The 22,641-nt window shown below is 37.9% G+C and carries 22 protein-coding genes, 2 tRNA genes and 1 pseudogene; 13 read left to right on the forward strand and 12 right to left on the reverse strand.

Translation table 11 applies throughout. The annotated features are described in order from the left end of the window. Positions 1-172 precede the first annotated feature (172 nt). The 3 genes from ACQR30_RS17560 to ACQR30_RS17570 form a co-directional block, all read right to left on the reverse strand. Positions 173-487, reverse strand: coding sequence for a hypothetical protein (locus tag ACQR30_RS17560; protein ID WP_429737092.1), 315 nt, complete (start codon positions 485-487; stop codon positions 173-175). A 126-nt stretch (positions 488-613) separates the two neighbouring features. After that, positions 614-690 (reverse strand) — tRNA-Asn (locus tag ACQR30_RS17565). Positions 691-706: 16 nt separating this feature from the next. Continuing rightward, positions 707-780 (reverse strand) — tRNA-Asp (locus tag ACQR30_RS17570). A 136-nt stretch (positions 781-916) separates the two neighbouring features. On the opposite strand from ACQR30_RS17570, the gene ACQR30_RS17575 reads away from it, so the two are divergent. Beyond that, the gene (locus ACQR30_RS17575; RefSeq protein ID WP_429737093.1) at positions 917-1,888 is read left to right on the forward strand and encodes an acetyl-CoA carboxylase carboxyltransferase subunit alpha; all 972 of its coding nucleotides are present in this window, start codon (positions 917-919) and stop codon (positions 1,886-1,888) included. A 68-nt stretch (positions 1,889-1,956) separates the two neighbouring features. Then, positions 1,957-2,835 carry a 4-hydroxy-tetrahydrodipicolinate synthase gene (dapA, locus tag ACQR30_RS17580; RefSeq protein WP_429737094.1) on the forward strand — a complete coding sequence of 293 codons (879 nt, stop codon included), beginning with the start codon at positions 1,957-1,959 and terminating at the stop codon, positions 2,833-2,835. 288 nt (positions 2,836-3,123) lie between these two features. On the opposite strand, the gene ligD is transcribed toward dapA, so the two are convergent. From ligD to ACQR30_RS17600, 4 genes are all read right to left on the reverse strand, one after another. Then, positions 3,124-5,880 carry a DNA ligase D gene (gene ligD, locus ACQR30_RS17585; protein WP_429737095.1) on the reverse strand — a complete coding sequence of 919 codons (2,757 nt, stop codon included), beginning with the start codon at positions 5,878-5,880 and terminating at the stop codon, positions 3,124-3,126. Positions 5,881-6,094: 214 nt separating this feature from the next. After that, positions 6,095-7,099, reverse strand: a complete 1,005-nt coding sequence (locus tag ACQR30_RS17590; RefSeq protein ID WP_429737096.1) for a DNA topoisomerase IB — start codon at positions 7,097-7,099, stop codon at positions 6,095-6,097. Between the two features lie 53 nt (positions 7,100-7,152). Then, the gene (locus ACQR30_RS17595) at positions 7,153-7,860 is read right to left on the reverse strand and encodes an RloB family protein (protein ID WP_429737097.1); all 708 of its coding nucleotides are present in this window, start codon (positions 7,858-7,860) and stop codon (positions 7,153-7,155) included. Beyond that, positions 7,823-9,133, reverse strand: coding sequence for an AAA family ATPase (locus ACQR30_RS17600; RefSeq protein ID WP_429737098.1), 1,311 nt, complete (start codon positions 9,131-9,133; stop codon positions 7,823-7,825). Before ACQR30_RS17600 ends, ACQR30_RS17595 begins: the two co-directional genes overlap by 38 nt. A 301-nt stretch (positions 9,134-9,434) precedes the next feature. Here ACQR30_RS17600 and ACQR30_RS17605 point away from each other — a divergent pair. Beyond that, positions 9,435-9,572: pseudogene (locus tag ACQR30_RS17605) on the forward strand (transposase); the annotation flags it as partial. Between the two features lie 338 nt (positions 9,573-9,910). On the opposite strand, the gene ACQR30_RS17610 reads toward ACQR30_RS17605, so the two are convergent. Both ACQR30_RS17610 and ACQR30_RS17615 read right to left on the reverse strand, forming a co-directional pair. Next, positions 9,911-11,104: an ATP-grasp domain-containing protein gene (locus tag ACQR30_RS17610; protein WP_429737099.1), complete on the reverse strand. Its 1,194-nt coding sequence runs from the start codon at positions 11,102-11,104 to the stop codon at positions 9,911-9,913. A 66-nt stretch (positions 11,105-11,170) separates the two neighbouring features. Then, entirely contained in the window at positions 11,171-12,220 is a 1,050-nt protein-coding gene (locus ACQR30_RS17615) for a quinone-dependent dihydroorotate dehydrogenase (protein ID WP_429737101.1), read from the reverse strand. Positions 12,221-12,538: 318 nt separating this feature from the next. Between ACQR30_RS17615 and ispF the strand changes: the two genes are divergently transcribed. The 8 genes from ispF (at position 12,539) to ACQR30_RS17655 (ending at position 19,811) form a co-directional block, all read left to right on the forward strand. Further along, the gene (gene ispF, locus ACQR30_RS17620; RefSeq protein WP_429737102.1) at positions 12,539-13,021 is read left to right on the forward strand and encodes a 2-C-methyl-D-erythritol 2,4-cyclodiphosphate synthase; all 483 of its coding nucleotides are present in this window, start codon (positions 12,539-12,541) and stop codon (positions 13,019-13,021) included. Between the two features lie 68 nt (positions 13,022-13,089). Next, a complete protein-coding gene (gene dut, locus ACQR30_RS17625; protein WP_429737103.1) occupies positions 13,090-13,533 on the forward strand; it encodes a dUTP diphosphatase in 444 nt (147 codons plus the stop codon). A gap of 67 nt (positions 13,534-13,600) precedes the next feature. After that, complete coding sequence (locus ACQR30_RS17630; protein WP_429737104.1) at positions 13,601-14,434, forward strand: DUF4292 domain-containing protein; 834 nt, start codon at positions 13,601-13,603, stop codon at positions 14,432-14,434. A gap of 75 nt (positions 14,435-14,509) precedes the next feature. Beyond that, on the forward strand, positions 14,510-15,997 hold the full coding sequence (locus ACQR30_RS17635; RefSeq protein ID WP_429737105.1) for a peptidoglycan DD-metalloendopeptidase family protein: 1,488 nt from the start codon (positions 14,510-14,512) through the stop codon (positions 15,995-15,997). 26 nt (positions 15,998-16,023) lie between these two features. After that, positions 16,024-17,058, forward strand: coding sequence for a deoxyhypusine synthase family protein (locus ACQR30_RS17640; protein WP_429737106.1), 1,035 nt, complete (start codon positions 16,024-16,026; stop codon positions 17,056-17,058). 204 nt (positions 17,059-17,262) lie between these two features. Next, positions 17,263-18,483 (forward strand): L-2-hydroxyglutarate oxidase, encoded by a 1,221-nt coding sequence (lhgO, locus tag ACQR30_RS17645; protein WP_429737108.1) that lies wholly within the window; start codon positions 17,263-17,265, stop codon positions 18,481-18,483. A gap of 319 nt (positions 18,484-18,802) precedes the next feature. Next, positions 18,803-19,228: a DUF1801 domain-containing protein gene (locus ACQR30_RS17650; protein WP_429737109.1), complete on the forward strand. Its 426-nt coding sequence runs from the start codon at positions 18,803-18,805 to the stop codon at positions 19,226-19,228. Positions 19,229-19,523: 295 nt separating this feature from the next. Beyond that, entirely contained in the window at positions 19,524-19,811 is a 288-nt protein-coding gene (locus tag ACQR30_RS17655; protein ID WP_429737111.1) for a helix-turn-helix domain-containing protein, read from the forward strand. A 177-nt stretch (positions 19,812-19,988) separates the two neighbouring features. Here the strand turns inward: ACQR30_RS17655 and ACQR30_RS17660 are convergent, their stop codons facing one another. The 3 genes from ACQR30_RS17660 to ACQR30_RS17670 form a co-directional block, all read right to left on the reverse strand. After that, positions 19,989-20,444, reverse strand: a complete 456-nt coding sequence (locus ACQR30_RS17660) for a MarR family winged helix-turn-helix transcriptional regulator (protein ID WP_429737112.1) — start codon at positions 20,442-20,444, stop codon at positions 19,989-19,991. Between the two features lie 195 nt (positions 20,445-20,639). Next, entirely contained in the window at positions 20,640-20,999 is a 360-nt protein-coding gene (locus ACQR30_RS17665) for a VOC family protein (RefSeq protein WP_429737113.1), read from the reverse strand. 276 nt (positions 21,000-21,275) lie between these two features. Then, on the reverse strand, positions 21,276-21,662 hold the full coding sequence (locus ACQR30_RS17670) for a hypothetical protein (protein WP_429737116.1): 387 nt from the start codon (positions 21,660-21,662) through the stop codon (positions 21,276-21,278). Here ACQR30_RS17670 and ACQR30_RS17675 point away from each other — a divergent pair. After that, positions 21,568-21,771 carry an ArsR/SmtB family transcription factor gene (locus tag ACQR30_RS17675; RefSeq protein ID WP_429737114.1) on the forward strand — a complete coding sequence of 68 codons (204 nt, stop codon included), beginning with the start codon at positions 21,568-21,570 and terminating at the stop codon, positions 21,769-21,771. The genes ACQR30_RS17670 and ACQR30_RS17675 overlap by 95 nt on opposite strands. A gap of 15 nt (positions 21,772-21,786) precedes the next feature. After that, the gene (locus ACQR30_RS17680; RefSeq protein ID WP_429737115.1) at positions 21,787-22,623 is read left to right on the forward strand and encodes an arsenite methyltransferase; all 837 of its coding nucleotides are present in this window, start codon (positions 21,787-21,789) and stop codon (positions 22,621-22,623) included. The last annotated feature ends 18 nt before the right edge of the window (positions 22,624-22,641 follow it).

Raw genomic sequence — 22,641 nt, forward strand, 5'->3', positions numbered from 1 at the left:
TAGGCCGCAAATGTAAAAATATTATGCCCTTTCCACAAGTTTTTGCGTTGATCCGAAATCAGAGAAGAAATAGAATGTCGGCAGCCATTTTTCACTCCCTTCTCCACAACATTTTGACATGATCCTAGAATAAATTTTAATAAGGATAGATAGCTGTCTTGCATAATAATATTTAATAGGCCGCAAATGTAAAAATATTATGCCCTTTCCACAAGTTTTTGCGTTGATCCGTAATTGAGGCTAGTATATCAATAAAAGTATCATTATTGACCAATTGGTTAATATCGACCTTGTCGCTTTCTTCCAACGCATTTATCCTTTGTGCAAGTTCTTCCAAAAAAGCAATCTTTCTTTTTTCTAATGGAGGAGTAAACAATAAGTTCCACATTTCTGTAGCTACCGGACCAAGCATTGGAATTACTCCTAATCCAGCTCTTACAGCAGAATTCACATAATCTCCTGTACTCAATTTATTTATTTCTGTCATAAGCTTTAGTCCAACTTTATGTAAACAACAAACATTTACAAAAATTTGAATCGACTTTGTGTCGGAATTGTGTCGGAGTGGCTAAAATTAAAAAAGGGTTACATTGGCTGTAACCCTTTAGTAATGTGGCTCTCCCTGTTGGACTTGAACCAACGACCCTCTGATTAACAGTCAGATGCTCTAACCAACTGAGCTAAGGAAGAGTGTTCCTTTTTATTGCGGACCGGACGAGACTCGAACTCGCGACCTCCGCCGTGACAGGGCGGCATTCTAACCAACTGAACTACCGATCCAAAAACCATTCAAAACGTTAGTATTGTACCGTTTTGAGAGTGCAAATAAAGAACAAAAATAATTATCAAACAAATATTTTTTAAAAAAAATTTCAAACTGTACTTTTACACCCTATTAACTAAACATTCATGTATTATGCCTGAATATCCGAACCGGCAGTTTCTCGATTTTGAGAAGCCTATTAAAGAATTATACGAGCAAATTGATCAAGCAAAAAAACTTGCTGAGAAGAATGCTAAGATTGATTATACTTCCAATATTCAACAATTAGAAGATCATATTATACTTAAGCGTAAAGAGATTACAGACAACCTTTCTCCTTGGCAAAGGGTGCAATTAAGTCGTCATCCCGACAGACCCTATACACTCAAGTATATCGATAAAATGACAACAAATTTTGTCGAACAATTTGGCGACAGGAATGTAAAGGATGATAAAGCAATGATAGGAGGTTTTGGCTTATTGGATGGCGAAACCGTTATGTTTATTGGCCAACAAAAAGGAACCAATACGAAACAACGTCAATTGCGTAACTTTGGTATGGCCAACCCAGAAGGTTATAGAAAAGCATTGCGTCTGATGAAATTAGCCGAAAAGTTTGACAAACCTATTGTGACCCTTATTGATACACCAGGTGCATTTCCCGGGATGGAAGCTGAAGAACGCGGGCAAAGCGAAGCTATCGCAAGAAATATCTATGAAATGTTCAAATTAAAAGTGCCCGTTATTTGTATCATTATTGGAGAAGGTGCAAGCGGTGGTGCATTAGGAATTGGCGTAGGAGATAAAGTTTTCATGATGGAAAACTCTTGGTATACCGTTATTTCTCCGGAAAATTGCAGTTCCATATTATGGCGTAGTTGGGATTTTAAAGAAACTGCAGCCGAACAATTAAAACTTACGTCGGACTATATGAGTAAATTTAAACTGGTAGACGGCATAATACCCGAACCCCCCGGCGGCGCACATTGGGACTACAACGCGTCTGCTGAAACGCTAAAATCCTTCATCAAAGATTCGTTAGCCGAATTAAAAAAGATACCGGCAGAAAAACGGATTTCTATGCGAATAGAAAAATTTGAAAAAATGGGCTTCTGGACAGAATAATTGATTTACTTTTCGGGTAATTATCTATTTTATTTTAAAAAAACAAACACAAATTTCTTACAATAATCATGTCACTTCACAATTCATTAAAAGGCACAGGTGTTGCAATCGTTACGCCTTTTAAAAAAGATTTTTCTATTGATTATAACGCTTTAGAAAAAATCATTAATTTTCTAATCGATAACAATATTAATTATATCGTATCTCTAGGAACGACAGGTGAACCACCTACCCTTTCAAGAGAAGAACAAATAGCAATAATTAATTTTACTTATAAGATTGTAGCAGATCGCGTGCCGGTGGTTGTAGGTATAAGTGGTAATAATACAAACGAGGTAATACATAATTTACAGACCTATCCATTAGAAAAAGCAACAGCGGTTTTAAGTGCATCCCCTTATTACAGTAAGCCATCACAGGAAGGCATTTACCAGCACTATAAAGCGCTTGCAGCTGTTTCTCCAAAGCCTATCCTCTTATACAACGTTCCGCACCGCACCGGGAAGAATATCGATGCAGCGACCGTTATACGCTTAGCAAAAGAAGTGAAAAACATTGGCGGCATAAAAGAAGCATCCGGCAACTTTGCGCAGTTTGCTAAAATATTGCGAGATGCTCCTAGTGACTTCTTTGTAACCAGTGGGGAAGATGATATTTTTATTCCTCAAATTGCCATAGGCATGCAAGGCGTAATCAGTGTGATGGGCAACGCTTATCCTAAAGAAATGTCTAAGATCGTCAGTCTATGTCTGGAAAATAAATTTGCCGAAGCAACGGCACTCAACAATCAGTTAATAGATGCTTGTGAGTTAATGTTTTGCGAGAATAACCCTGCCGGTGTAAAAGTATTTATGAGTGAAAAAGGATTGTTGGAAAATGTGGTAAGGCTCCCTTTAGTTTCTTTAAGCGAAACAAATCATCAAAAAATAAAAGACTACTTAAAATAAGGAACACTACTGTCCCTATCCGTTTTAAAATACCTTTAGCGGCAGTATTACACGAACTTGCTTCTACTCCAGCTAGTCTTTTTTCTATCTATTAGCTGGATAGGCATTTTTATAATTGCCCATCAGCTGATCTGCAGCTAGAGCAATCGGGACCTTTGAAGCCTATATTTTTTTCCGGTTGCTTTACTTTGTGTTACTTTCACCTTATCAAAATTTAAGCTTATCAGTCCAAAAGACTAAATAGCATTTGTTAAATTGCAGACAGTTTTCATTATTATTAAAAATAAATTAATGTCCGCTCTGATTAATCGCTTTTAGTATCTGACCCATATTAATTCCCTTACCTAATACCCCTTTAAACAAATCATTTCTCTCGTCTAACAAAGACGGTACATTTTTCAATGTAAAATCTTTCATTTTGAGCCCCCGTTTTACCTCTTCCCAATCTAGAGGCATAGAAACAGTTGCCCCCGGCTTTGGACGAACGGAATAGGGAGCTGCAAGGGTTGCCTGAGGTCTGTTTTGCAAAAAATCAAGGTACAGTTTTCCTCCTCTTTCATTCACTTGTCTCTCTATGGTCGTGAATTTTTCAGTTTCCCGTTGAACTATTGTAACAATTATTCTTGCAAATTCTTTTGACTGTTCATATGTATATTTTTTACCTAAAGGAATATAAATATGAATGCCTGTTGACCCCGACGTTTTCGCAAAGCAGGGCACGCCTACATCTTCCAATAGAGCATGAATGACATTTGCTGCGTCAATCACCTGATTGAAAGTTGTTTTGCTACCTGGGTCTAAATCAAGCAAGCACCAATCCGGATTATCAGGATTGTCAATAGTACTACTCCAAGGGTTGATTTCTATGCAACCGAAATTGACCATATAAAGTAAACTAGCCTCATCTTTTGCAACCAAAAAATGTTTATCGCCGTTACTCCCTTCACTATGATATAGGTAGGTTTGAGCCCACTTGGGCACTTTGCCTGTTACGTCTTTTTGATAAAAGCTTTTACCATTGTATCCATCAGGAAAACGATATAAAGATTGCGGACGATCCTTTATATAAGGCAGTATAAAGGGTGCAATCCGGTAATAATAATTTAGCAAATCTCTTTTCATTATGTTGCCTTGCGGCCAAAAGACCTTATTCAGGTTTGTAAAACTCAATTCTTTGCTATTTATTTTTCGGACTTGTGTTTTATCTGTTGGATTTAAAAATGTTTTTCTTTTATCGCCATCGGGCGGCGCTATGAGCTTCGCTTTTGAGGAAGACTTCTTAACCGTTTTTCCCTCAGCAACTTTCTTTACTGCTTTTTCTTTTTCCATACGACTATCCGTTTCTTTGGTTATTTCTTCTGTCGGTTGTTCCTGTTCTCTTATAACTTCTCGCGCTTCCTTGTCTTCTCTTATTCCCAAAAAGGAAGGATGACGAAATACCCCATCTTCTGTTACTTCAGAAAAATTAACTTCGCAAACAAGTTTAGGCTTAAGCCAAACAGCGTCTGCGTGGGGTGGATTAGGTCGGAACCGCGAAGCTTTATTGTAATCTGGAATAATATCCAAAGGACTTTTTTTGACAATTAACGGCTTAAACTGCCGCATCATTTCCTTTTGCATCTTATCATTAAAGCCCGTACCAACCTTACCGGCATATCGGAGTCTATTGTTGCCATATACTCCTAGTAACAATGAGCTAAAGCGCTTGGGGGAGCCCTCATTATGTGTGTAACCGACAATAATTACCTCTTGCCTTTTATGCACCTTGATCTTCAACCAATCCCGTGAGCGATCACCAGGTAAATAAGTACTGTCCAGCCTTTTTGCGATGATGCCTTCCAGACCCATTTGCTGCGCATTTTTAAAAAATGCTATGCCACGTTCGACGATTGAAAATCCTAAACGGATAATAGCATTGTTCTGAGGCGCTATCGTCTTTAAGATCTTTATTCTTTCACGGAGCGGTAAATCAAGGAGAGATTTACCATCATACCATAAGATGTCAAATAAATAGTATTGCAAGACACCGTCTGCTTCACTACGCCAGTTTTGGAGTTTATTAAAACGCGATATTCCTTTGCTATCCACCACCACGATTTCACCATCAACCACCGCCTTTACTTTCCATTGTTTAATGGCATCAAATACGGGGTAAAATTTTTCGTTGAAAGACTTATCATTTCTGGATTTTATTTCTGTCGTGCCGCCATTTCTGAAACAAAGGGCACGATAGCCATCCCATTTTATCTCGTATTCCCAATCTGCATCATCAAAGGGTTCATCTACCAATGTCGCCAGCATAGGTGATAACGTTTTGGGGAAGGATGAGGGAGTCCTTTTCTTAAGCATGGTAGCTATAGTGCTTTTATCCACCGCCTTCTCTTTGGGATCTTGCGCTCTGGAAGGAGCTTTTTTTTTCGCTGTGACTTTTACCGGCTTATCTACTTTCTTTGCGTAGACCCGGTCAGCAGCAGCGTCCATTGAATCAATTGTTTTTTGACTCAGAACCGATTTATCCTTTTTAGTAATATCCGTTTGGGAAGCATATTTATCTTTGTGCTTAATCAGTAACCAGGCGTTTTCTGCCATGCCTTTTGTCTTCACCAACGCAAATTCGCCTTTCAGTTTTTTCCCAAGCAGTTCAATTTTCAACGATCCCGCTTTTAACTGCTTTAGCAGCGATTTTTCCTGTGTCTGTTTATCTTTCGCTCCACCAATCGGAATGTAAGTGCCCTCATCCCATACGATCACTGTACCAGCACCATAATTACCCTTTGGAATAACGCCTTCAAAATCTTTATAGCCATAAGGATGGTCTTCCACCATCATGGCAAGCCTTTTATCCGCGGGATTAAGTGATGGGCCCTTGGGTATCGCCCAACTTTTTAGAACACCGCCCATTTCCAGACGAAAGTCATAATGAAGGCGAGAAGCATGGTGCTTTTGAACAACAAAATGGAGTGCATTCTTTTCTGTGATTTCGCCACCAAATGGTTCGGGGGTCTGTGCGGCCTTCCTTTTGTTACGATAGTTTGTAAGAGACATAGGTGATATTTGAAGGTTATCGGTCTATCGCAATAATGACAAAAGCATTTTCAATTTTAACGCCTATTTTAGCAGATACCTTCTCTCCCTTCACAACCTGTTAAAAAACCCTTTTTCAGATTGTATTTAGTAGCTGCATTTATGAAAAATCTTTTTCATTATTGACTACAAAAATGTGCTAGCAATAGATAAAAATGCTTTCCATTTTTTGGGTTTAGCATTTCTTCTTTGCCTTTTCATTAAATTGTTTCTTCAATAAACATACCACACCTAATTCTGCCGCTGAAAGCTTCTTATTTATCTTAAGGAGTTTGTTGACCTCTTTTTTAAAAAAGCTTAATGTTCTTCCATGTATATAATTGTCTATAATGCGGGGATCAATGTATGCATCACGGGCAATAGCAGGCGTATTGCCCAGTTTTCTGCTGACGGCAATTATTGCTTCGTGAATATTTTTCTTCAAATTTTTCTGGTCGTCTTCTTCTACAATGCCTATTTCGTCTAATGACACAGCTGCCATTACCGTTCCCGCCCATGTACGAAAGTCTTTAGCAGAAAATTCTCCGCCCATGATTTCATGAATATAATCATTCAAATCGTTGGTGGTTATATTTTGGACATGATCCTGATCATCTATATATTTAAAAATTTCATACCCGGATATATCGTCTAATTCCTTTACAATTTTCGCCAAATGTGCGTCGATTACATGTTTCTCCTGCTGTACGCCCGATTTGCCTTTATAGGAGAATATAAGCTCATCGCCTTCAATGCTCAAATGTTTGCTGCGTAAAGTTGTAAGTCCATAACTTTCGTTCTCTTTAGTATAGACTTCATTTCCAGGTCGGAAGCAGGCACTTTCCAATAAACGCACCATTGCAGCCAGTACTTTTTCACGCGGAAGCTTGCGTTTACGCAAATGTTGCCCCGTTAGCGCCCTCATGGGTTCCAATTGGTCCGCAAAGCGAACAATGCGATCAAATTTTTGTTCCGCCTGTTTCTGACGAAACTTACTATTATAGATATATTGTTTTCGTCCTTTAATATCAAAACCGGTCGCCCATATTTTTGCACGAGGCGAGTTAATCTCCACTCTTTCCCATACTGGTGGGATAGCCAGAGATTTGAACCAGGCCTTAAGCTGCCTATCATCAACTATATTATCCTTTTTGTCCGTGTAAATAAAATCTTTCTCTCTTTTGATTCTGTGGTATTGCATATCGAAAAGAACTTTATTGAACTAAATTCTGGAATAAGAATCTAATTTTTTTGTTATTCTGTTTCCACTTTTCTTAATTTCGCAATCAGTTTATAGATGTGAGAACCTAATTTAGCAGGATATTCTTCATGTGCTTGGTCAAGAATTTTAGCTCTTGAAACAGCTGCATCAATGTTGGGAAGAAAATCATCAGTTTTTAGGTTAGTTTTATTATAAGAGCCTACAATTTCGATAATCTTTCTTTCTACATAGTTTTTGTTCCTAATTTTCTTGTTTTTAAAAAGTAATTCCAGCTCTTCTTTATTGTATTCTTGAATGTCTTTTATGTGAAGTAAAAGCCAAAATTCAAAACACGGATTACTCACAGCAACAAACATATTTTCCAAGCCTTTACAAGTTTCAATTATCTTAGGAATGTTTTTCCACCTATCGGTGTCAATAATCATCCAAAGTTCATCTCCGTTCTTAAAATTAAACTCATCTTTTGCTTCTCTCTTTAATTTATCAAAAACGTGATTGGGTGCACTATTGGTGTCGTCAGATCTACGCTTTAATAAATGTAAGCAAATCAATTCGTCATTAAACTTGTTTGAGTTTTTAAATTCAGAAAAGTACTTTTCTTCAGTTATATTCCCCTCAAAAGCTAATACAAATATTTTCTCCCTTTCGGTAGTGTTACTTTCTCTGAAAAACTCATCTCTTTCTCGTGGCATAACAAAAATTTTACTTGTTAATTGCTGTAAGTTTATTTCTGTTGCCAATTCGCGGAATAGCTTTAAATCTTCCCAACAGGTAGTCTTTACGAATTTCTTTATCAAAACGAACATTGTATTGTTCGAGAGAGTGCAATCTTGAAGCTCCGAAATTATCTTTTACAACAAACCAAATTTCATCTTTTCTTAAAAGTTTTTGAGTTAACAAAGATGATTCGTGGGTCGCCAAAACCAGTTGACTATTTATCCCTGTTGATTTTGATAAAAATAAATCTAATAAGTCATAAATCAAATTAGGGTGCAAACTTCTTTCCATTTCATCTATGATAAAAACATTATCACCTTTCAATAAATCCATTAATAATGGGATGAAGTCCATTATCCTATTTGTGCCGTCAGATTCATCATTTGTGTCAAATTTTTCAGGGCTAGTCGCATTTTTCACTTTATGCTTTGTCATAAATTTTTCGATGACAATATCACCATTCTTAACCGACAAAAAGTAAGTAGTATTCCCTTTTGAGATTATAGAAGCTCTAATGCTTTCTGATTTTTCACTTAATAAATCTTCCCCTATTTTCACTAATAAAGGTTTGGGAATATCAATATTTTCGACATCAACCTTTTCAAGACAAACACCGTCAATTCCAGTATCGAAGTAGGATAAAAATTCTTCAAAAGTGGTAAGCAATTCAACGTCCTGCTTTAACTCGAACTTCAACCCCTCATTGTATTTATCATCAGGAAGTATAACTTTTAAAGAATTTTGGAACCAATCAATAACATTAAGGAAGTCCTCAATTTTAGAAACGTTTTCTTTTACTTTTCTTGTTCTGATTTCCGTCAAAAAAAGTTGATTATTAGGCGTTCCTTTTGCTATAAAACGAAGAAATTGTCTTTCTTCTTCCTTTTTTAGCTTTTGTATGATATAATCTAAATTAAATATTTCTTTATTTGAAAAGTTTCTTTCAAATATTTTGACCTCTTTTTTTGCTCCGATTTCATAAAGCCATTCTTCTTTAATTAACTCATTATTGAATGTAAAACCATAAGCATAATTTTTGCCTTTATGCTGTATTTCATATTCAATTCTTGAGTCATTAGTGCTAGATTGCTTATCAAGTCTAAATTTTGGATAATCTATTGGTTTTTCAGGCTTATTCCCTCTTAAGACCAACTTTTTCCCAAAATCAATAGCTTTAATCAAATTGGATTTCCCTGACGCATTCGCACCAAATAAAACAGCCGTTTTTAAAACAGAAATGCCATTAAGTTTTGAGGTCTTATGGTCTGCCTTTAAACTTCCTTTACCGGGTAGCATAGAGAATTTTTGCCTATGACTAAATGACAAAAAATTCTCAACTGAAAATCTTATTAGCATATATTTTGCTCTTTAGAGACTAAATGTAGTGATTTTTTCACAACTTAAATACATTTAAATGTTAAAGTAAAATAGTTACTGAGTGTTGTTGGATCAACGCAAAATTGCTCTTTTCACTCTATCCCGACTTAAAAGAGCCTTTGATTTAAGTTGTGATCTTAGGAATATTTATGAAAGCTCAGATAAGAGAATATTGGGCTTCACCTCGTCTGTCAATGTGGTATGAAAGGTAAGGCAGCCGGGCTTCAAGGTTTTTAATACCGTCGCCAGGTTTCTTGAGAATCATTATGCTACTATTGCCAATTATTCTTTGAAACGCTCCACTAATGCATCTGCCGAATCTTTCAACGCTATGGTGAAGGCATTTAGAAGGGCTTAAATCCATTCAAGAAATCAGAGAAGAAATAGAATCTCGCCAGCCATTTTTCACTCCCTTCACCACAGCATTTTGACATGATCCACTTTAAGCGCTCCCCAGCAATAAGTTGGGTATAGTCCCAAAAAATAAGCCCCTATAGAAATAGGGGCCGCAACCAAAACTAACTGCTTATGAGAAAATTTAATATCGTGAATCTAATTTTAAAACTTTCGCTCTTTGCTAATATCTATTTCAAACACTGTGCCAAACCATTTTAAATAAATGTGAAAAAGATATTTTTTGCCAAATACAAAACCCTAACGTAAAACAGCATTAAAACGCTACACCAAAAGTATAATTTATTTACTAAGATGCATGCTTCTTTCTTTATAAAGATTTCTAAAATAAGGGTCCCTCAAATCTTTTATAAATCTGATAGCCTCACCCGTACTTTTCATTTCTGGTCCTAACTCCTTATTTACATTGGGGAATTTGTTAAAACTGAATACCGGTTCTTTAATGGCAAACCCGTCCAATTTTTTTTCAATTTTAAAATCTTTCAGCTTCTTCTCTCCTATCATGATCTTAGTCGCAATATTCAAAAAAGGTACACCATAGGCTTTTGCGATAAAAGGTGTTGTGCGACTTGCACGAGGGTTAGCTTCGATTACAAACACGTTCCCTTCTTTTATAGCAAATTGTATATTAATAAGACCTTTAATATTTAATGCACGCGCAATTTTTTCCCCATAATGTTCCATCGTGGTAACTTCCAACGGAGATAAATTAAAAGCAGGAAGTACTGCGTTGCTATCTCCGCTATGGATACCTGCCGGCTCAATGTGTTCCATTACGCCCATCACGTGAAAATCTTCCCCGTCAAAAATACCATCGATCTCCGCTTCCTGGCAGCGATCAAGAAAATGGACAATCAATAATTTATTGTCAGGAATATGTTTTAACAAACTTACCACAGCACTTTCTAATTCATTGTCGTTAATAACGATACGCATACGCTGCCCACCCAATACATAACTGGGTCTAACCAGTACAGGAAATCCAACTTTTTTTGCCACTTCAATTGCTTCGTCAGCATTATATGCAGTGCCATATTCAGGGTAAGGAATCTCTAATTCTTTCAATAAATCACTAAAACGTCCACGATCTTCCGCTATATCCATACTATCGAAAGATGTTCCAAATATTTTTATCCCTTTCTCATGTAATCTTTTCGCAAGCTTCAAGGCCGTTTGGCCGCCTAACTGTACAATTACCCCCGCCGGCTTTTCCAATTCTATTATTTCCCAAATATGTTCCCAAAAGACCGGTTCAAAATAAAGCTTATCGGCAATATCGAAATCTGTAGAAACGGTTTCAGGATTACAATTGACCATAATTGCTTCATAGCCGCTTTCTTTAATGGCCATCAACCCGTGTACACAACAGTAATCAAACTCGATGCCTTGACCGATTCTATTAGGCCCACTGCCTAAAACAATAATTTTCTTTTTACTAGATGAAATTGATTCGTTGGAGGATATTGTATTGTTCATTTTTTAATTGGAATTGTGCAAAGGTAATCAATGAAACTAAAAACAGAAAGCATAAAGCTAAAAGTTTTATTCTTGTGCCAAACTTCTACAAATTTTGGCAGCAATTCCAGGGCCTTCATAAATAAATCCGGTCCACAGTTGTATGAGGGATGCTCCAGCGTCTAATTTCTCCTTCGCATCTTCCGGCGTAAAAATGCCACCACTGGCGATGACCGGAATTTTATTTTCCAAACGACTGCATAAGTATTGCACAACTTCGGTAGCCCGCTTTTTTACCGGAAGCCCGCTTAATCCACCAGCGCCTATGCGCTCTACCTCAACCGAAGGCGTAATAAGATTACTTCTTTGGATAGTTGTATTGGTAGCAATTAAGCCGCTTAAATTTATCTCTAAAGACAAAGAAATAATATCGTCAAGTTGTTCCTGAGTCAGGTCGGGCGCTATTTTCAACAAGATAGGCTTAGGCTTTTTCTTTCCCTGGTTGCTATTTTGCAGTTCTGAAAATATCTTCTTCAGGCTTTCTTTTTCTTGCAATGCCCGTAAACCAGGCGTGTTAGGCGAACTAACATTCACCGTAAAATAATTAACTACATCAAATAACTGTTCGAAACAAGCATTATAGTCTTGCCAGGCAAGTTCATTAGGCGTTATTTTATTTTTCCCAATATTGCCACCAATGATAAATTGCTCGTCAAAACACGCAGAAGACTGCCATGCAGCCAATTTATTTTTCACCGCCGATGCCCCATCATTATTAAACCCCATTCTATTAATCAATGCCCTATCTTTAGGCAGTCGAAAAAGCCTCGGTTGTTCATTACCCGCCTGTGCTTTGGGCGTAACGGTGCCCACTTCCAAAAATCCAAAACCTAAAGCGGCTATTTCTCTAATATAGACAGCATTTTTATCAAAGCCTGCGCCCAGTCCAACAGGATTTTGAAAGTCCAGTCCAAAAACCTTTCTTGATAAAGAAGGGTGCTGAAAAGTGAAACTTGATTGAATTAACTTTCTTGACGCATTTACAGAGCAAGCTTTGCGCAGTAAATTCATGGAAACGTGGTGCGCTTTCTCCGCAGAGAGATTAAACAAAAGGTCGCGCAAAACAGGGTATATCATAGCGCAAATATATAAAGCAAATGCAGTGTGATTAAATAAAAGGCATCTGTTTTTGAAAAATATTCTCTTGTGGTCATCATTATAATGGCCATTTGTCTCCCGCATTTAACATCTTTTGCCACAGAACGCCCATTAATTACACATGCAACAAAGTAATTATCAGATGCAAGAAAATAGGTTTTCGGTCTTGTTTAGTCCCGGGTTGGAGGATTATGTGATAGAGAAGCAGAAAAAATTATTAAGCATTTGTTCGACCTTAGTTACAAATTTTTAAAAAGCGAAGGTTATCTTCGCTTTTTTATTTTTTAAAATAAAGACATGGATATAAGAATTGGGCAAGGTATAGATTTTCATCAGTTAGTAGAAGGGAGAAAACTATGGATTGGCGGAATTGATATCCCCCATTATAAAGGCTCACTTGGTCACAGCGATGCCGATGTATTGCTACATGCTATTTGTGACGCGCTTTTGGGCGCATTGGCTTTGGGCGACATTGGCACACATTTCCCTGACACGTCTAATGAGTTTAAAGATATTGACAGTAAGATTCTGTTACAAAGAAGTTTTGAACTGGTAAAAAAGCGGGGATATAAAGTGATCAACATAGATGCCACACTGTGCTTGCAGGCGCCCAAAATAAAAAATTATATAGAAGCTATGCGTCAAACGATTGCTTCACTAGTAGAAACAGACATGGAAAATATTTCCATAAAAGCGACCACAACAGAACAAATGGGTTTTGTGGGCAGAGAAGAAGGCTTAACGGCACAGGCAGTTGCTTTACTTCAACATGAATTATAAACTTTGGACCTGGGCAATTACCTATTTATTTTAAAAAAAGTATTTTCGCAGAAAGCAGCTCTAAAATTATGGACAAACTTATCATCAATATCGTTAACAAATCCCCTTTTGATTTACCGGCCTATGCAACTGTTGGTTCTTCCGGTATGGATTTACGCGCTAATATAGAAAACGACATACATTTACAACCGCTGGAAAGGTTTTTGGTTCCTACCGGAATCTTTATAGAACTACCCTTGGGTTATGAGGCGCAAATAAGACCCAGAAGCGGTCTAGCCGTTAAACACGGTATAACATGCTTAAACACACCCGGCACTATTGATGCGGATTACAGAGGTGAAATAAAAGTAATATTAGTAAACCTGTCCAATGAAGAGCAAATTATCGCTCACGGGGATCGCATTGCACAGATGGTGATACAAAGCGTCATACAAATCGACTGGCATCTGACAGATGCGTTAAATGAAACCACGCGCGGAGCCGGCGGCTTTGGACACACAGGAAAACAATAAACACGCTAGATTTATAGGGCAAGATACTTTGGGCAATAAAACAATTAGAAAAATATTTATACGATAGATGAAAAAATTTGGAACGATCTTCACCTGCTTGCTTGTAATGTTTGCTTTCTCCTGCAGAACTGCAAAGAAAGCCCAACATGTTCAAAAACAAATCGCCAAAAAAGATGTTTCTAAAATAGTATTGGTGACTCCCAATACTCAAAGTGCGGAATTAGATAGCCTCCATGACATGATGGCGATTTTAGCGAAACAACAGATTAAAGGCTATTCAACATTTACCGCAAAGGTGAAAGTAGATTATCAGGGGACCAACAACGATGGTCAGGCAACTGCTAATATAAGAATGCGGGAAGATAGTGTCATATGGATATCACTTACCGGCCCCTTCGGCATTGAAGGCTATCGTGTAATGATTCAACCGGACTCCATTATTTTGATGGATAAATTGCACCATGCCGTCTTACACAGAAGCATCGATTATTTGCAGGATATACTGCAGATTCCGGTTAGCTTCAACGATTTACAAAACATTATCTTGGGAAACGCCATCTTCACAACCGGGTCAATATCCTCTTATAAGCATACGCGCAATAAATGGTATGTATCTATTGAAGGTAAAATTTTTAAAAATTTTATAACAATAGTAGACAATAACAGAAAACTTATTTTAAGGCATATTCTTTTGCAGGATTCCACCATCCAACAAAACAGAAAATGTGACATCACTTATGCTGGTTATCAGTTAAAAGATGAAAAACACTTTTCTGAAACGAGAAAAATATTGATTTCTGATAAGACAAGTTTAGAAATTAAGCTTCAGTATAAAGACTATACATTTGGCACACCATTATCTTTTCCTTTCAGCATTCCTAAAAGTTATGAATGGAAATAAATAATGCTTTAACAAAACAAGCGACAACTGATTAAAAGTAAAATACTAACTTTAAAAAAATAAAAGTAATTGTCAATGATAAGAAAATTGTTTGTATTAGCATTCACTGTATGCATTTTTCATGTGTGCGGTTTTGGGCAACAAACAAGAGCGGAAATTCAGGAACAACAAAAATATCTAAAGCAGGAATTAGCTGATTTAAATGCCTCTTTATCGAGCGTGCGTAAGACTAAAAAATTATCACTAAGAGAATTAAACTTAATTCAACAAAAGATAAAAGCGCGTCAATCGCTGATCAATTCCATCAATAAGGAATTGGGTGATCTGGATGAAACTATTGCTAAATACAATCACGAAATTGATCGGGAAAAACAACAGCTGGATACCTTAAAAGGAAAATATGCGCAAAGTTTAATTTTCGCTTATAAAAATAGAAGCAACTATAATTATATCAATTTTTTGTTCTCTTCTAACTCCTTCAATGATGCTATTAGGCGTGTCGCTTATTTAAAAAGTTACCGGCAATTTAGAGAAACACAAGCAGATAACATTATCAAAGCGCAAACTCTTTTAAAGGGAAAAATAAGTAGCCTTGAAAACACGAAAACTGCAAAAAATTCTGCCCTTGTAAAACAAGGCACTCAATTGACAGGTTTGCAGAATGACCGTAACGAAAAAGACAGTGCGCTTGTTTTATTGAAAGGAAAAGAAGGTGATCTCGGTAAAGAAATCACCGCTAACGCCGTCAAAAGGAAAAAACTCCAAAGAGTTTTACAGTCTGTAATACGTCAAGAAATTGCTGAAGCAGAGCGCAAAGAAAGAGAAAGACAAGCTAAGATAGAAAAGGCGCGTGAAGAACAGGAGGAACGCGACCGCATAGCCGCGCAACAAAAAGCATTAGCCGCAAAACAACAGGAGATCGCTTTGGCAAATGCACAAAAAGCAGCAGTAGCGCAAAACAGTGCCTCTGACAATAAGCCACCCGTTACTGCACCGGTCAAAACAAGAGCCGGCGAAGTAGAAAAAGCAAAAACTGACGAAGTAGCCAAAACAAAAGAGCCTACCAAAGAGACACCGGCTCAAAAAGAAGCAAGCGAACGGGCAAACAGAAGTTATAATGTATTGGAGTCTACTACCAAAACATTAACCGAATCACTAGACTTCGAAAAGAATAAAGGAAAACTGCCTTGGCCGACAAACGGAGGTTTTGTATCGGCTAGCTATGGCATACAAACAATCCCTGGCACAAAATTAAAACAAGAGAATGACGGGATTGAAATTACGGCGACCAACAGCACCGTGGTCAAATCAGTTGCCACAGGCACCGTTTCAGTTGTCATTTCTGACGGCGGATACTCTGTCATTGTACGCGAAGGAAAGTATTTTACCACCTATAGTAATCTAAGTAGTGTAAGTGTCAACCGTGGCGACAATGTGGACGCCGGCACTATTATAGGACAAATGGCAACAGACAACGCCTCAGGCGCTGCCACAGTCTTCTTTATGGTTACAGATAGTCAAGGCAACTCGCTTAATCCGATGTCCTGGTTAGGAAAAAGATAATTCGATCATAGTGCTAAAATTAAAGAATGCCGCGGCTTTTTATTGAGGCGCATCTAAAAACAAGTAATTATAAAACCAATAAACATATGAACAAAGGTCCTATCTCAAAATTTATAGAACATCATTACAGACATTTCAACGCAGCCGCCCTGATGGACGCCGCCAAAGGATATGAAGCGCATTTGGCTGAAGGCGGAAAAATGTTGGTTTCCTTGGCCGGTGCTATGAGTACCGCCGAATTAGGCATCTCCCTAGCTGAAATGATACGTCAGGACAAGATTGCCATCATTAGTTGCACAGGTGCTAATTTAGAAGAAGATGTAATGAACCTTGTCGCACATTCTCACTACAAACGTGTACCTGAATATCGTGATTTAACGCCTCAGCAGGAATGGGATTTATTGGAAAATCATTATAATCGTGTTACCGACACCTGCATTCCAGAAGAAGAAGCTTTTCGTCGTTTACAAAAGCATTTGGTGAAGGTTTGGAAGGCTGCGGAAGCAAAAGGCGAGCGTTATTTACCACACGAGTTTTTATACCAGGTAGTACTTAGCGGCGAGTTAGAACAATATTATGAAATTGATCCTAAAGACAGTTGGATATTAGCCGCTGCCGAAAAGAATATTCCTATCATTGTACCAGGATGGGAAGACAGCACTACCGGAAACATTTTTGCGAGCTATGTAATCAAAAAGGAATTACAAGCCAGCACCGTAAAAAGCGGTATTGAATATATGATTTATTTAACCGAATGGTATCGCGAAAACAGCGGTGGAAAAGGTGTAGGCTTCTTCCAGATTGGCGGCGGTATCGCCGGTGATTTCCCTATTTGTGTGGTGCCCATGATGTACCAGGATCTGGAATGGCATGATGTACCTTTTTGGAGTTATTTTTGCCAGGTGAGTGATAGCACTACCTCTTACGGTTCCTATTCTGGTGCGGTTCCCAACGAAAAGATTACGTGGGGAAAGTTAGATATTCATACGCCCAAATTTATCGTAGAAAGTGATGCGACTATTGTAGCGCCATTAATTTTTGCCTGGATTTTAGGGCAATAGGCGCGTATAAGCATAACCTGGTTTTTAGCGAAAAGCTGTAACGCCTCTCATTGAGGTATTACAGCTTTTTTGTTAGCTGCAGGAAGAAACCGGGAGCGAAAATATATTGGATGTAGCACCAACGTTTTTAAGGTTGATGATGATAAACGAATTATTTGGCTTTATTTTGCACTAACTTTAATTTGTTTAAAACTGTGCATTAGAATGGATCAAATATTTGATATAAGTATTGTTGGCGGAGGGATTGTGGGCGTCGCTACTGCCTATAAATTGCAAACCGCATACCCTCATTTAAAAATCATTTTAATAGAAAAAGAGCCGCATCTGGCTGATCACCAGACCGGAAACAATTCCGGTGTAATACACTCCGGGATTTATTATAAACCTGGTTCGCTGAAGGCAAAGAATTGTGTGAATGGCAGGCGAGAATTGGTCGCCTTCGCGAAAAAATACGATATTCCTCATGACGTTTGCGGAAAAGTTGTCGTTGCCACGGATAAGTCCGAGTTTCCTTTTATGGAAAAAATCTTTAACAACGGTATTCAAAATGGTGTTGAAGGAATAGAAAAAATTGATGCAAAAAGAATAAAAGAATTAGAGCCTTCAGCGGAAGGAATAGCTGGTATATGGGTACCCTGCACAGGAATTATCGATTATAGGGCCGTGACCGAGAAAATGGCAACCTTAGTGAAGGAGATTCAGCCTAATAGTGAAATTCATTTAGGCGAAGAAGTAAAAGCCTTCGAAAATGAAGCGCAACATGTAACAATTGTTACCAACAAAAATAAATACCAAAGCAAATATGTAATTGTCTGTGGCGGATTGCAAGCAGACAGGCTCGCTAAAAAGGCAGGTGTAAACGTGAAAGAAAAAGTCGTCGGGTTTCGTGGAGACTATTACGAACTGACCGACGGCGCAAAGCATAAAGTAAAAAACCTCATTTATCCCGTACCTAATCCCGATTTTCCATTTTTAGGCGTTCACTTTACCCGGATGACCAATGGAGATATTGAATGCGGGCCCAATGCTGTTTTTACTTTTAAACGAGAAGGCTACGGAAAAACTGATTTTAGTTTAAAAGATACTTTAGATGCTTTAAGTTACGGGGGCACTTGGAAGCTATTTTTCAAGAACATGAAATTTGGTATTGATGAATATCGTCGTGCCTTTTCAAAGAGGCTTTTTTTAAAGACATTGCAGCGCATTATTCCTTCCCTGACAATGGATGATCTTCGACCCGGTAGAAGTGGTGTCCGTGCTTTATTATTGAGCACCGACGGTGATACCCGGGATGATTTTAAAATTGAATATAAGGACAAAAGTATCCATGTGCTCAATGCCCCCTCTCCTGCTGCCACAGCTTGTCTCGCCATCGGTGAGCAAATAAAAGAAATGGCGCAAAAGCATTTTGACTTAGACGCCTAAAGTCAACTTACTTTTTAAAATAGGAGTCGTCTGCTGTATAACAAGATTTGCCAAAAGCGGGGCTGAAATGCTACTAGGAAATTTTTTACTAAACTTGAATGCGTATTCCTATGGAGTTATAATGCTAAAAATCCCCGTCTGGCAACAGTACCCTAAACGTGGGGCGATATCGTAAACCGACAACCGTGAGCAAATCGAACTTGAAACGACACAGCAAGACAATAGACCGAATGCAGTTCAACAAAGCGAACAAGGCGAAGAAAATTCTATTTTAAAAGCATTGAGACAAATTGCAGAAATGAATTAACAGAACAGCCATATGGACGTGCAAGAACAAATCAAAAATTATATTGACAGCCAACCCGAACTAAAACGAGTTGACATTGAGATGTTGCATAAACGCATACTTAAACTATTGCCAAGATGCAAATTATGGTTTTTAGACGGCAAAGACGATAAAGGAAAAATTGTTACTAATCCTAATATCGGTTACGGAACGCAAAGGATAAGATACGCAGACGAAAAAACTAAAGAATTTTATCAAGTTGGCATTAGCGGAAATACAAGCGGAATTTCGGTTTATATTATGGGCATTGTTGATAAAAAGTATTTACCCGAAACCTACGGAAAGACAATAGGCAAGGCAAGTGTAACAGGCTATTGTATCAAGTTCAAAGTGCTGAAAGACATAGAAATCGACATACTTGAAGAAGCAATACTTGATGGTGTTAAGCAGACAACATAACCGGCAATGGTTAATGAGGACTATCAACAAGAACCGCCGACATCTTATTGACCATAGGTGGAATGAACTGACTCGTATCAACGGGAGTGCAGCATACAACTTTCATTCTTCGATTAAAATTAAGTGCTAAAAATAACACCCATCGCCAACACGCGGTCCGTTAGCCGTCGTTGTACGGTAATTTGCTTGATTTGAAGAAATTATTATAAAACGATTTCTATGCCCGAGTAACAAAATGTTTGTTATTTCGGTCATTTATAGTAAATTTGACTGAAATAACGAACATTTAAACATAATGAGTCCAAAAAAACAGGCAATTTTTCCTAAATATTACCAACTGTTAGAGCAGATGGGTGAACACATTAAACTTGCTCGTAAACGGCGTAAACTGACAGCTATTCAAGTGGCAGAACGGGCAGATATTGCCAGATCAACCTTGCATCTGATAGAAAAAGGAGATCCCAGCGTATCATTTGGTGCCTATTTTAATGTATTACGAGTTTTAGGATTACAAAGCGACATATTGAAACTGGCAGCGGATGATGAATTTGGGAGAAAATTGCAGGACTTAAACTTATTATAAGAATGGCAACGAATAAGACCGATATATATGTTTATGCACATTGGCAAGGAATGCCAAAACCTGCGGTAATCGGAATCCTTTCTGCACACCTGGCAAAAGGGAGAAAAGCATTTAGAATTAATCGTGCAAAAAATGGAATTATTTCCGTCAGCCCCAGATGTCAGCATTCATACTTTACTAGCTATTGCTGTCAATAAGTTGCACCATAGTTTTATTGAATGAAGAAAGTGTAGCCTCTAATGAGACAAAAAATGCTATGTCAGTCTCTTCGACCGCGATCAAGGCTTTTTGCAAAACTATTGAGCCTTCATTCGTTAGTTTGATTACCTTAGCTCTTGTATCGGTTGCGTGTTCTTGTCGTGTTATAAACCGTTTATCCACCAATGTTCGCAATACTTTTGATACCATCATTCTGTCGGCATTACTTTGGGAGGCAATCTCAGTTTGCGTCACGGAATCATTTTTTTTCGAAAGCCAACCTAATGCCGCCAGCAACACGAACTGCGTTTGTGTCAAGCTTAACGGATCCAGGACCTTTTTTAGCTTACGCTGCCATAGCATCGTTAATTGTCCGAGCAAATAACCGGGACTATCATTTGGACTTTTAAAATGGAATTCTATTGCTTTAGACATATTGGTCTTTGTGTTTGTACTGGAATTAATTGAGAAAAACCGTGTTTATTAATTACGATCAAGTCCACTGTCCAAGAGTCGATTCCGTTTTCTCTTTAAGAAGAAGCTCCCCGACTTCCGGAGCTGCCACACACAGCTCTAATAAATATTTTATTATTCATTTCGTCGAATAAATTATTACAAAATAGTCTGTTTCTATTTTGGCTCCAAAAAAGTGAGTTTATAACCGTCGAGGTCCTTCACATGAAATGCTCTGCCGAAAGGAGTGTCTATAATTGGGCCGGCAGTTGTTACTCCATTGGCGATAAATTTTTCTTTCAATTCATCTGCATTTTCGTTAACAGCAAACCAAATAGCCACGCCAATGCCCAACTCTTTTCCTTCAATTTGTTCAAGTGGCGTACGAATAGCAAAGCTAGCCTCACCTTTATTGTATTTAAACACACACGCTTGCGGATTAACCTCCCCAATTTCAAATTCCAACTTTTGCGTGTAAAATTCTTTTGATGCCCCCAGATCTTTTACTTGTAGTGAGGCAAATGTTAGTTGTTTCATCTTCAAAATTAATATGTTGTCGCAAATATAGTATATATGACAACAATATAAAAATATTTTTTACATTATTAGTGTACCGTTGGCTTTCTTCTTCATTGTATTCATTAAACTCTTGTAGATAGTGCCAAAATATGATTAGAAAAAGAAATAATTGATGCCTTGCAATGCAGTGCATCGATAGTGTCAATAGGACCCAGGCAAATCGGCAAGACCACAATTTACCAGTATATTAAAAACGCGAGGCTTTTGCAGGTCGCTTTAGAATTTCCAGTTGCTCTATAAAATTTGCAGATGACCAAAATGAAAGTTTATTGAATGGAATATTTTTGTCTCAGGTTCCAAGCATTGAATTTCCTGAACCATCTCATCCTCAATTTTATTTAGCGTACTTTTTGAAATTTGAAATAATTTATCGTAATATTGCAATATTAATATACAGTCATAGGCACGACAAAGACAGAACATTTTTCCGGTAAGCAAAACGCCATTGATACGATGGCTAAGGCGCTTGGGCATCCTGCAAGAATCGCCGTCATTGAGTATCTCATCAAAGTAAATAGTTGCATCTGTGGAGATATTGTCAATAAGCTTCCCCCTTGCACAACCTACTATTTCCCAGCATTTTAAAGAGCTTAAAAATGCGGGAATTATTAGAGGCAACATTGAAGGAAGTTCTGTCTGTTATTGCGTAGACGAAAAAGCGATGGAAAAACTGCAAACCTATTTTGCAGATATTTCGATCAAATTGGAAAATAAAAATAGTTGTTGCTAATCAAAAAGATATAAAATGGAAAATTCAGAAAAGATAAAAGAACTGGTGAAGCAGAAATACAGTGAGATCGCCTTACAAGACAAGGCGATAAATCAATCTTCTTGTTGCGGTGCCGGGGGGTGTTCAACCGAAGTCTACAATATTATGAGTGAAGATTATAGCAGCTTGGACGGCTATAATGCAAATGCCGACTTAGGTCTAGGCTGTGGCTTGCCTACCCAGTTCGCTAAAATCAAAAAAGGCGATACTGTTATTGATTTAGGTAGTGGTGCAGGCAATGATTGCTTTATCGCCAGAAACGAAGCCGGCGAGGACGGTCGCGTAATAGGTATTGATTTTACTGCGGCAATGATTGAAAAAGCAAAAGCAAATGCGCAAAAATTAGGTTTTTCCAATGTAGAATTCAGACAAGGGGATATTGAAAATATGCCTGTATCAGCAAATATAGCAGATGTAATCGTAAGCAATTGCGTGTTAAATCTAGTGCCGAACAAAGACGGTGTTTTCCATGAGATAGCGCGCGTATTAAAGCCCGGCGGACACTTCAGTATATCAGATATCGTGCTGGTAGGCGCATTGCCCGAAGCATTGCGTAAAGATGCTGAAATGTATGCAGGTTGCGTCGCTGGCGCTATTCAAAAGGATGATTATCTCCGTCTTATCAAAGATAGTGGCTTCAGCAGCATCACGCTTCAAAAAGAAAAACCCATTCATATTCCGGATGACATTTTAAAAAATTACTTAAGTGAAGAAGAACTCCATAATTTTAAAAAAGGAGACACCGGTATTTTTAGCATTACAGTATATGCAGAAAAGCCGCCAGCTTGTGGTTGCGGCGCAGATTGTTGTTAATCTTTTTATTAGAAAGTT

Origin of the sequence: Arachidicoccus sp., assembly GCF_050436765.1 — a bacterium.
Lineage (GTDB): Bacteria > Bacteroidota > Bacteroidia > Chitinophagales > Chitinophagaceae > Arachidicoccus.

What these genes read in the sequence shown, in the direction of transcription:
- ligD (WP_429737095.1), bottom strand. Translation starts at nt 5,880, where the DNA reads ATGTCTCTTACAAACTATCGTAACAAAAGGAAGGCCGCACAGACCCCC.
- ACQR30_RS17590 (WP_429737096.1), bottom strand. Translation starts at nt 7,099, where the DNA reads ATGCAATACCACAGAATCAAAAGAGAGAAAGATTTTATTTACACGGAC.
- dapA (WP_429737094.1), top strand. Translation starts at nt 1,957, where the DNA reads ATGTCACTTCACAATTCATTAAAAGGCACAGGTGTTGCAATCGTTACG.
- ACQR30_RS17670 (WP_429737116.1), bottom strand. Translation starts at nt 21,662, where the DNA reads ATGTTGCCTCTAATAATTCCCGCATTTTTAAGCTCTTTAAAATGCTGG.
- ACQR30_RS17575 (WP_429737093.1), top strand. Translation starts at nt 917, where the DNA reads ATGCCTGAATATCCGAACCGGCAGTTTCTCGATTTTGAGAAGCCTATT.
- ACQR30_RS17630 (WP_429737104.1), top strand. Translation starts at nt 13,601, where the DNA reads ATGAAAAAATTTGGAACGATCTTCACCTGCTTGCTTGTAATGTTTGCT.
- ACQR30_RS17615 (WP_429737101.1), bottom strand. Translation starts at nt 12,220, where the DNA reads ATGATATACCCTGTTTTGCGCGACCTTTTGTTTAATCTCTCTGCGGAG.
- ACQR30_RS17650 (WP_429737109.1), top strand. Translation starts at nt 18,803, where the DNA reads ATGGACGTGCAAGAACAAATCAAAAATTATATTGACAGCCAACCCGAA.
- ACQR30_RS17655 (WP_429737111.1), top strand. Translation starts at nt 19,524, where the DNA reads ATGAGTCCAAAAAAACAGGCAATTTTTCCTAAATATTACCAACTGTTA.
- ACQR30_RS17680 (WP_429737115.1), top strand. Translation starts at nt 21,787, where the DNA reads ATGGAAAATTCAGAAAAGATAAAAGAACTGGTGAAGCAGAAATACAGT.
- lhgO (WP_429737108.1), top strand. Translation starts at nt 17,263, where the DNA reads ATGGATCAAATATTTGATATAAGTATTGTTGGCGGAGGGATTGTGGGC.
- ACQR30_RS17610 (WP_429737099.1), bottom strand. Translation starts at nt 11,104, where the DNA reads ATGAACAATACAATATCCTCCAACGAATCAATTTCATCTAGTAAAAAG.
- ispF (WP_429737102.1), top strand. Translation starts at nt 12,539, where the DNA reads ATGGATATAAGAATTGGGCAAGGTATAGATTTTCATCAGTTAGTAGAA.
- ACQR30_RS17660 (WP_429737112.1), bottom strand. Translation starts at nt 20,444, where the DNA reads ATGTCTAAAGCAATAGAATTCCATTTTAAAAGTCCAAATGATAGTCCC.
- ACQR30_RS17665 (WP_429737113.1), bottom strand. Translation starts at nt 20,999, where the DNA reads ATGAAACAACTAACATTTGCCTCACTACAAGTAAAAGATCTGGGGGCA.
- dut (WP_429737103.1), top strand. Translation starts at nt 13,090, where the DNA reads ATGGACAAACTTATCATCAATATCGTTAACAAATCCCCTTTTGATTTA.
- ACQR30_RS17600 (WP_429737098.1), bottom strand. Translation starts at nt 9,133, where the DNA reads ATGCTACCCGGTAAAGGAAGTTTAAAGGCAGACCATAAGACCTCAAAA.
- ACQR30_RS17640 (WP_429737106.1), top strand. Translation starts at nt 16,024, where the DNA reads ATGCCGCGGCTTTTTATTGAGGCGCATCTAAAAACAAGTAATTATAAA.
- ACQR30_RS17560 (WP_429737092.1), bottom strand. Translation starts at nt 487, where the DNA reads ATGACAGAAATAAATAAATTGAGTACAGGAGATTATGTGAATTCTGCT.
- ACQR30_RS17635 (WP_429737105.1), top strand. Translation starts at nt 14,510, where the DNA reads ATGATAAGAAAATTGTTTGTATTAGCATTCACTGTATGCATTTTTCAT.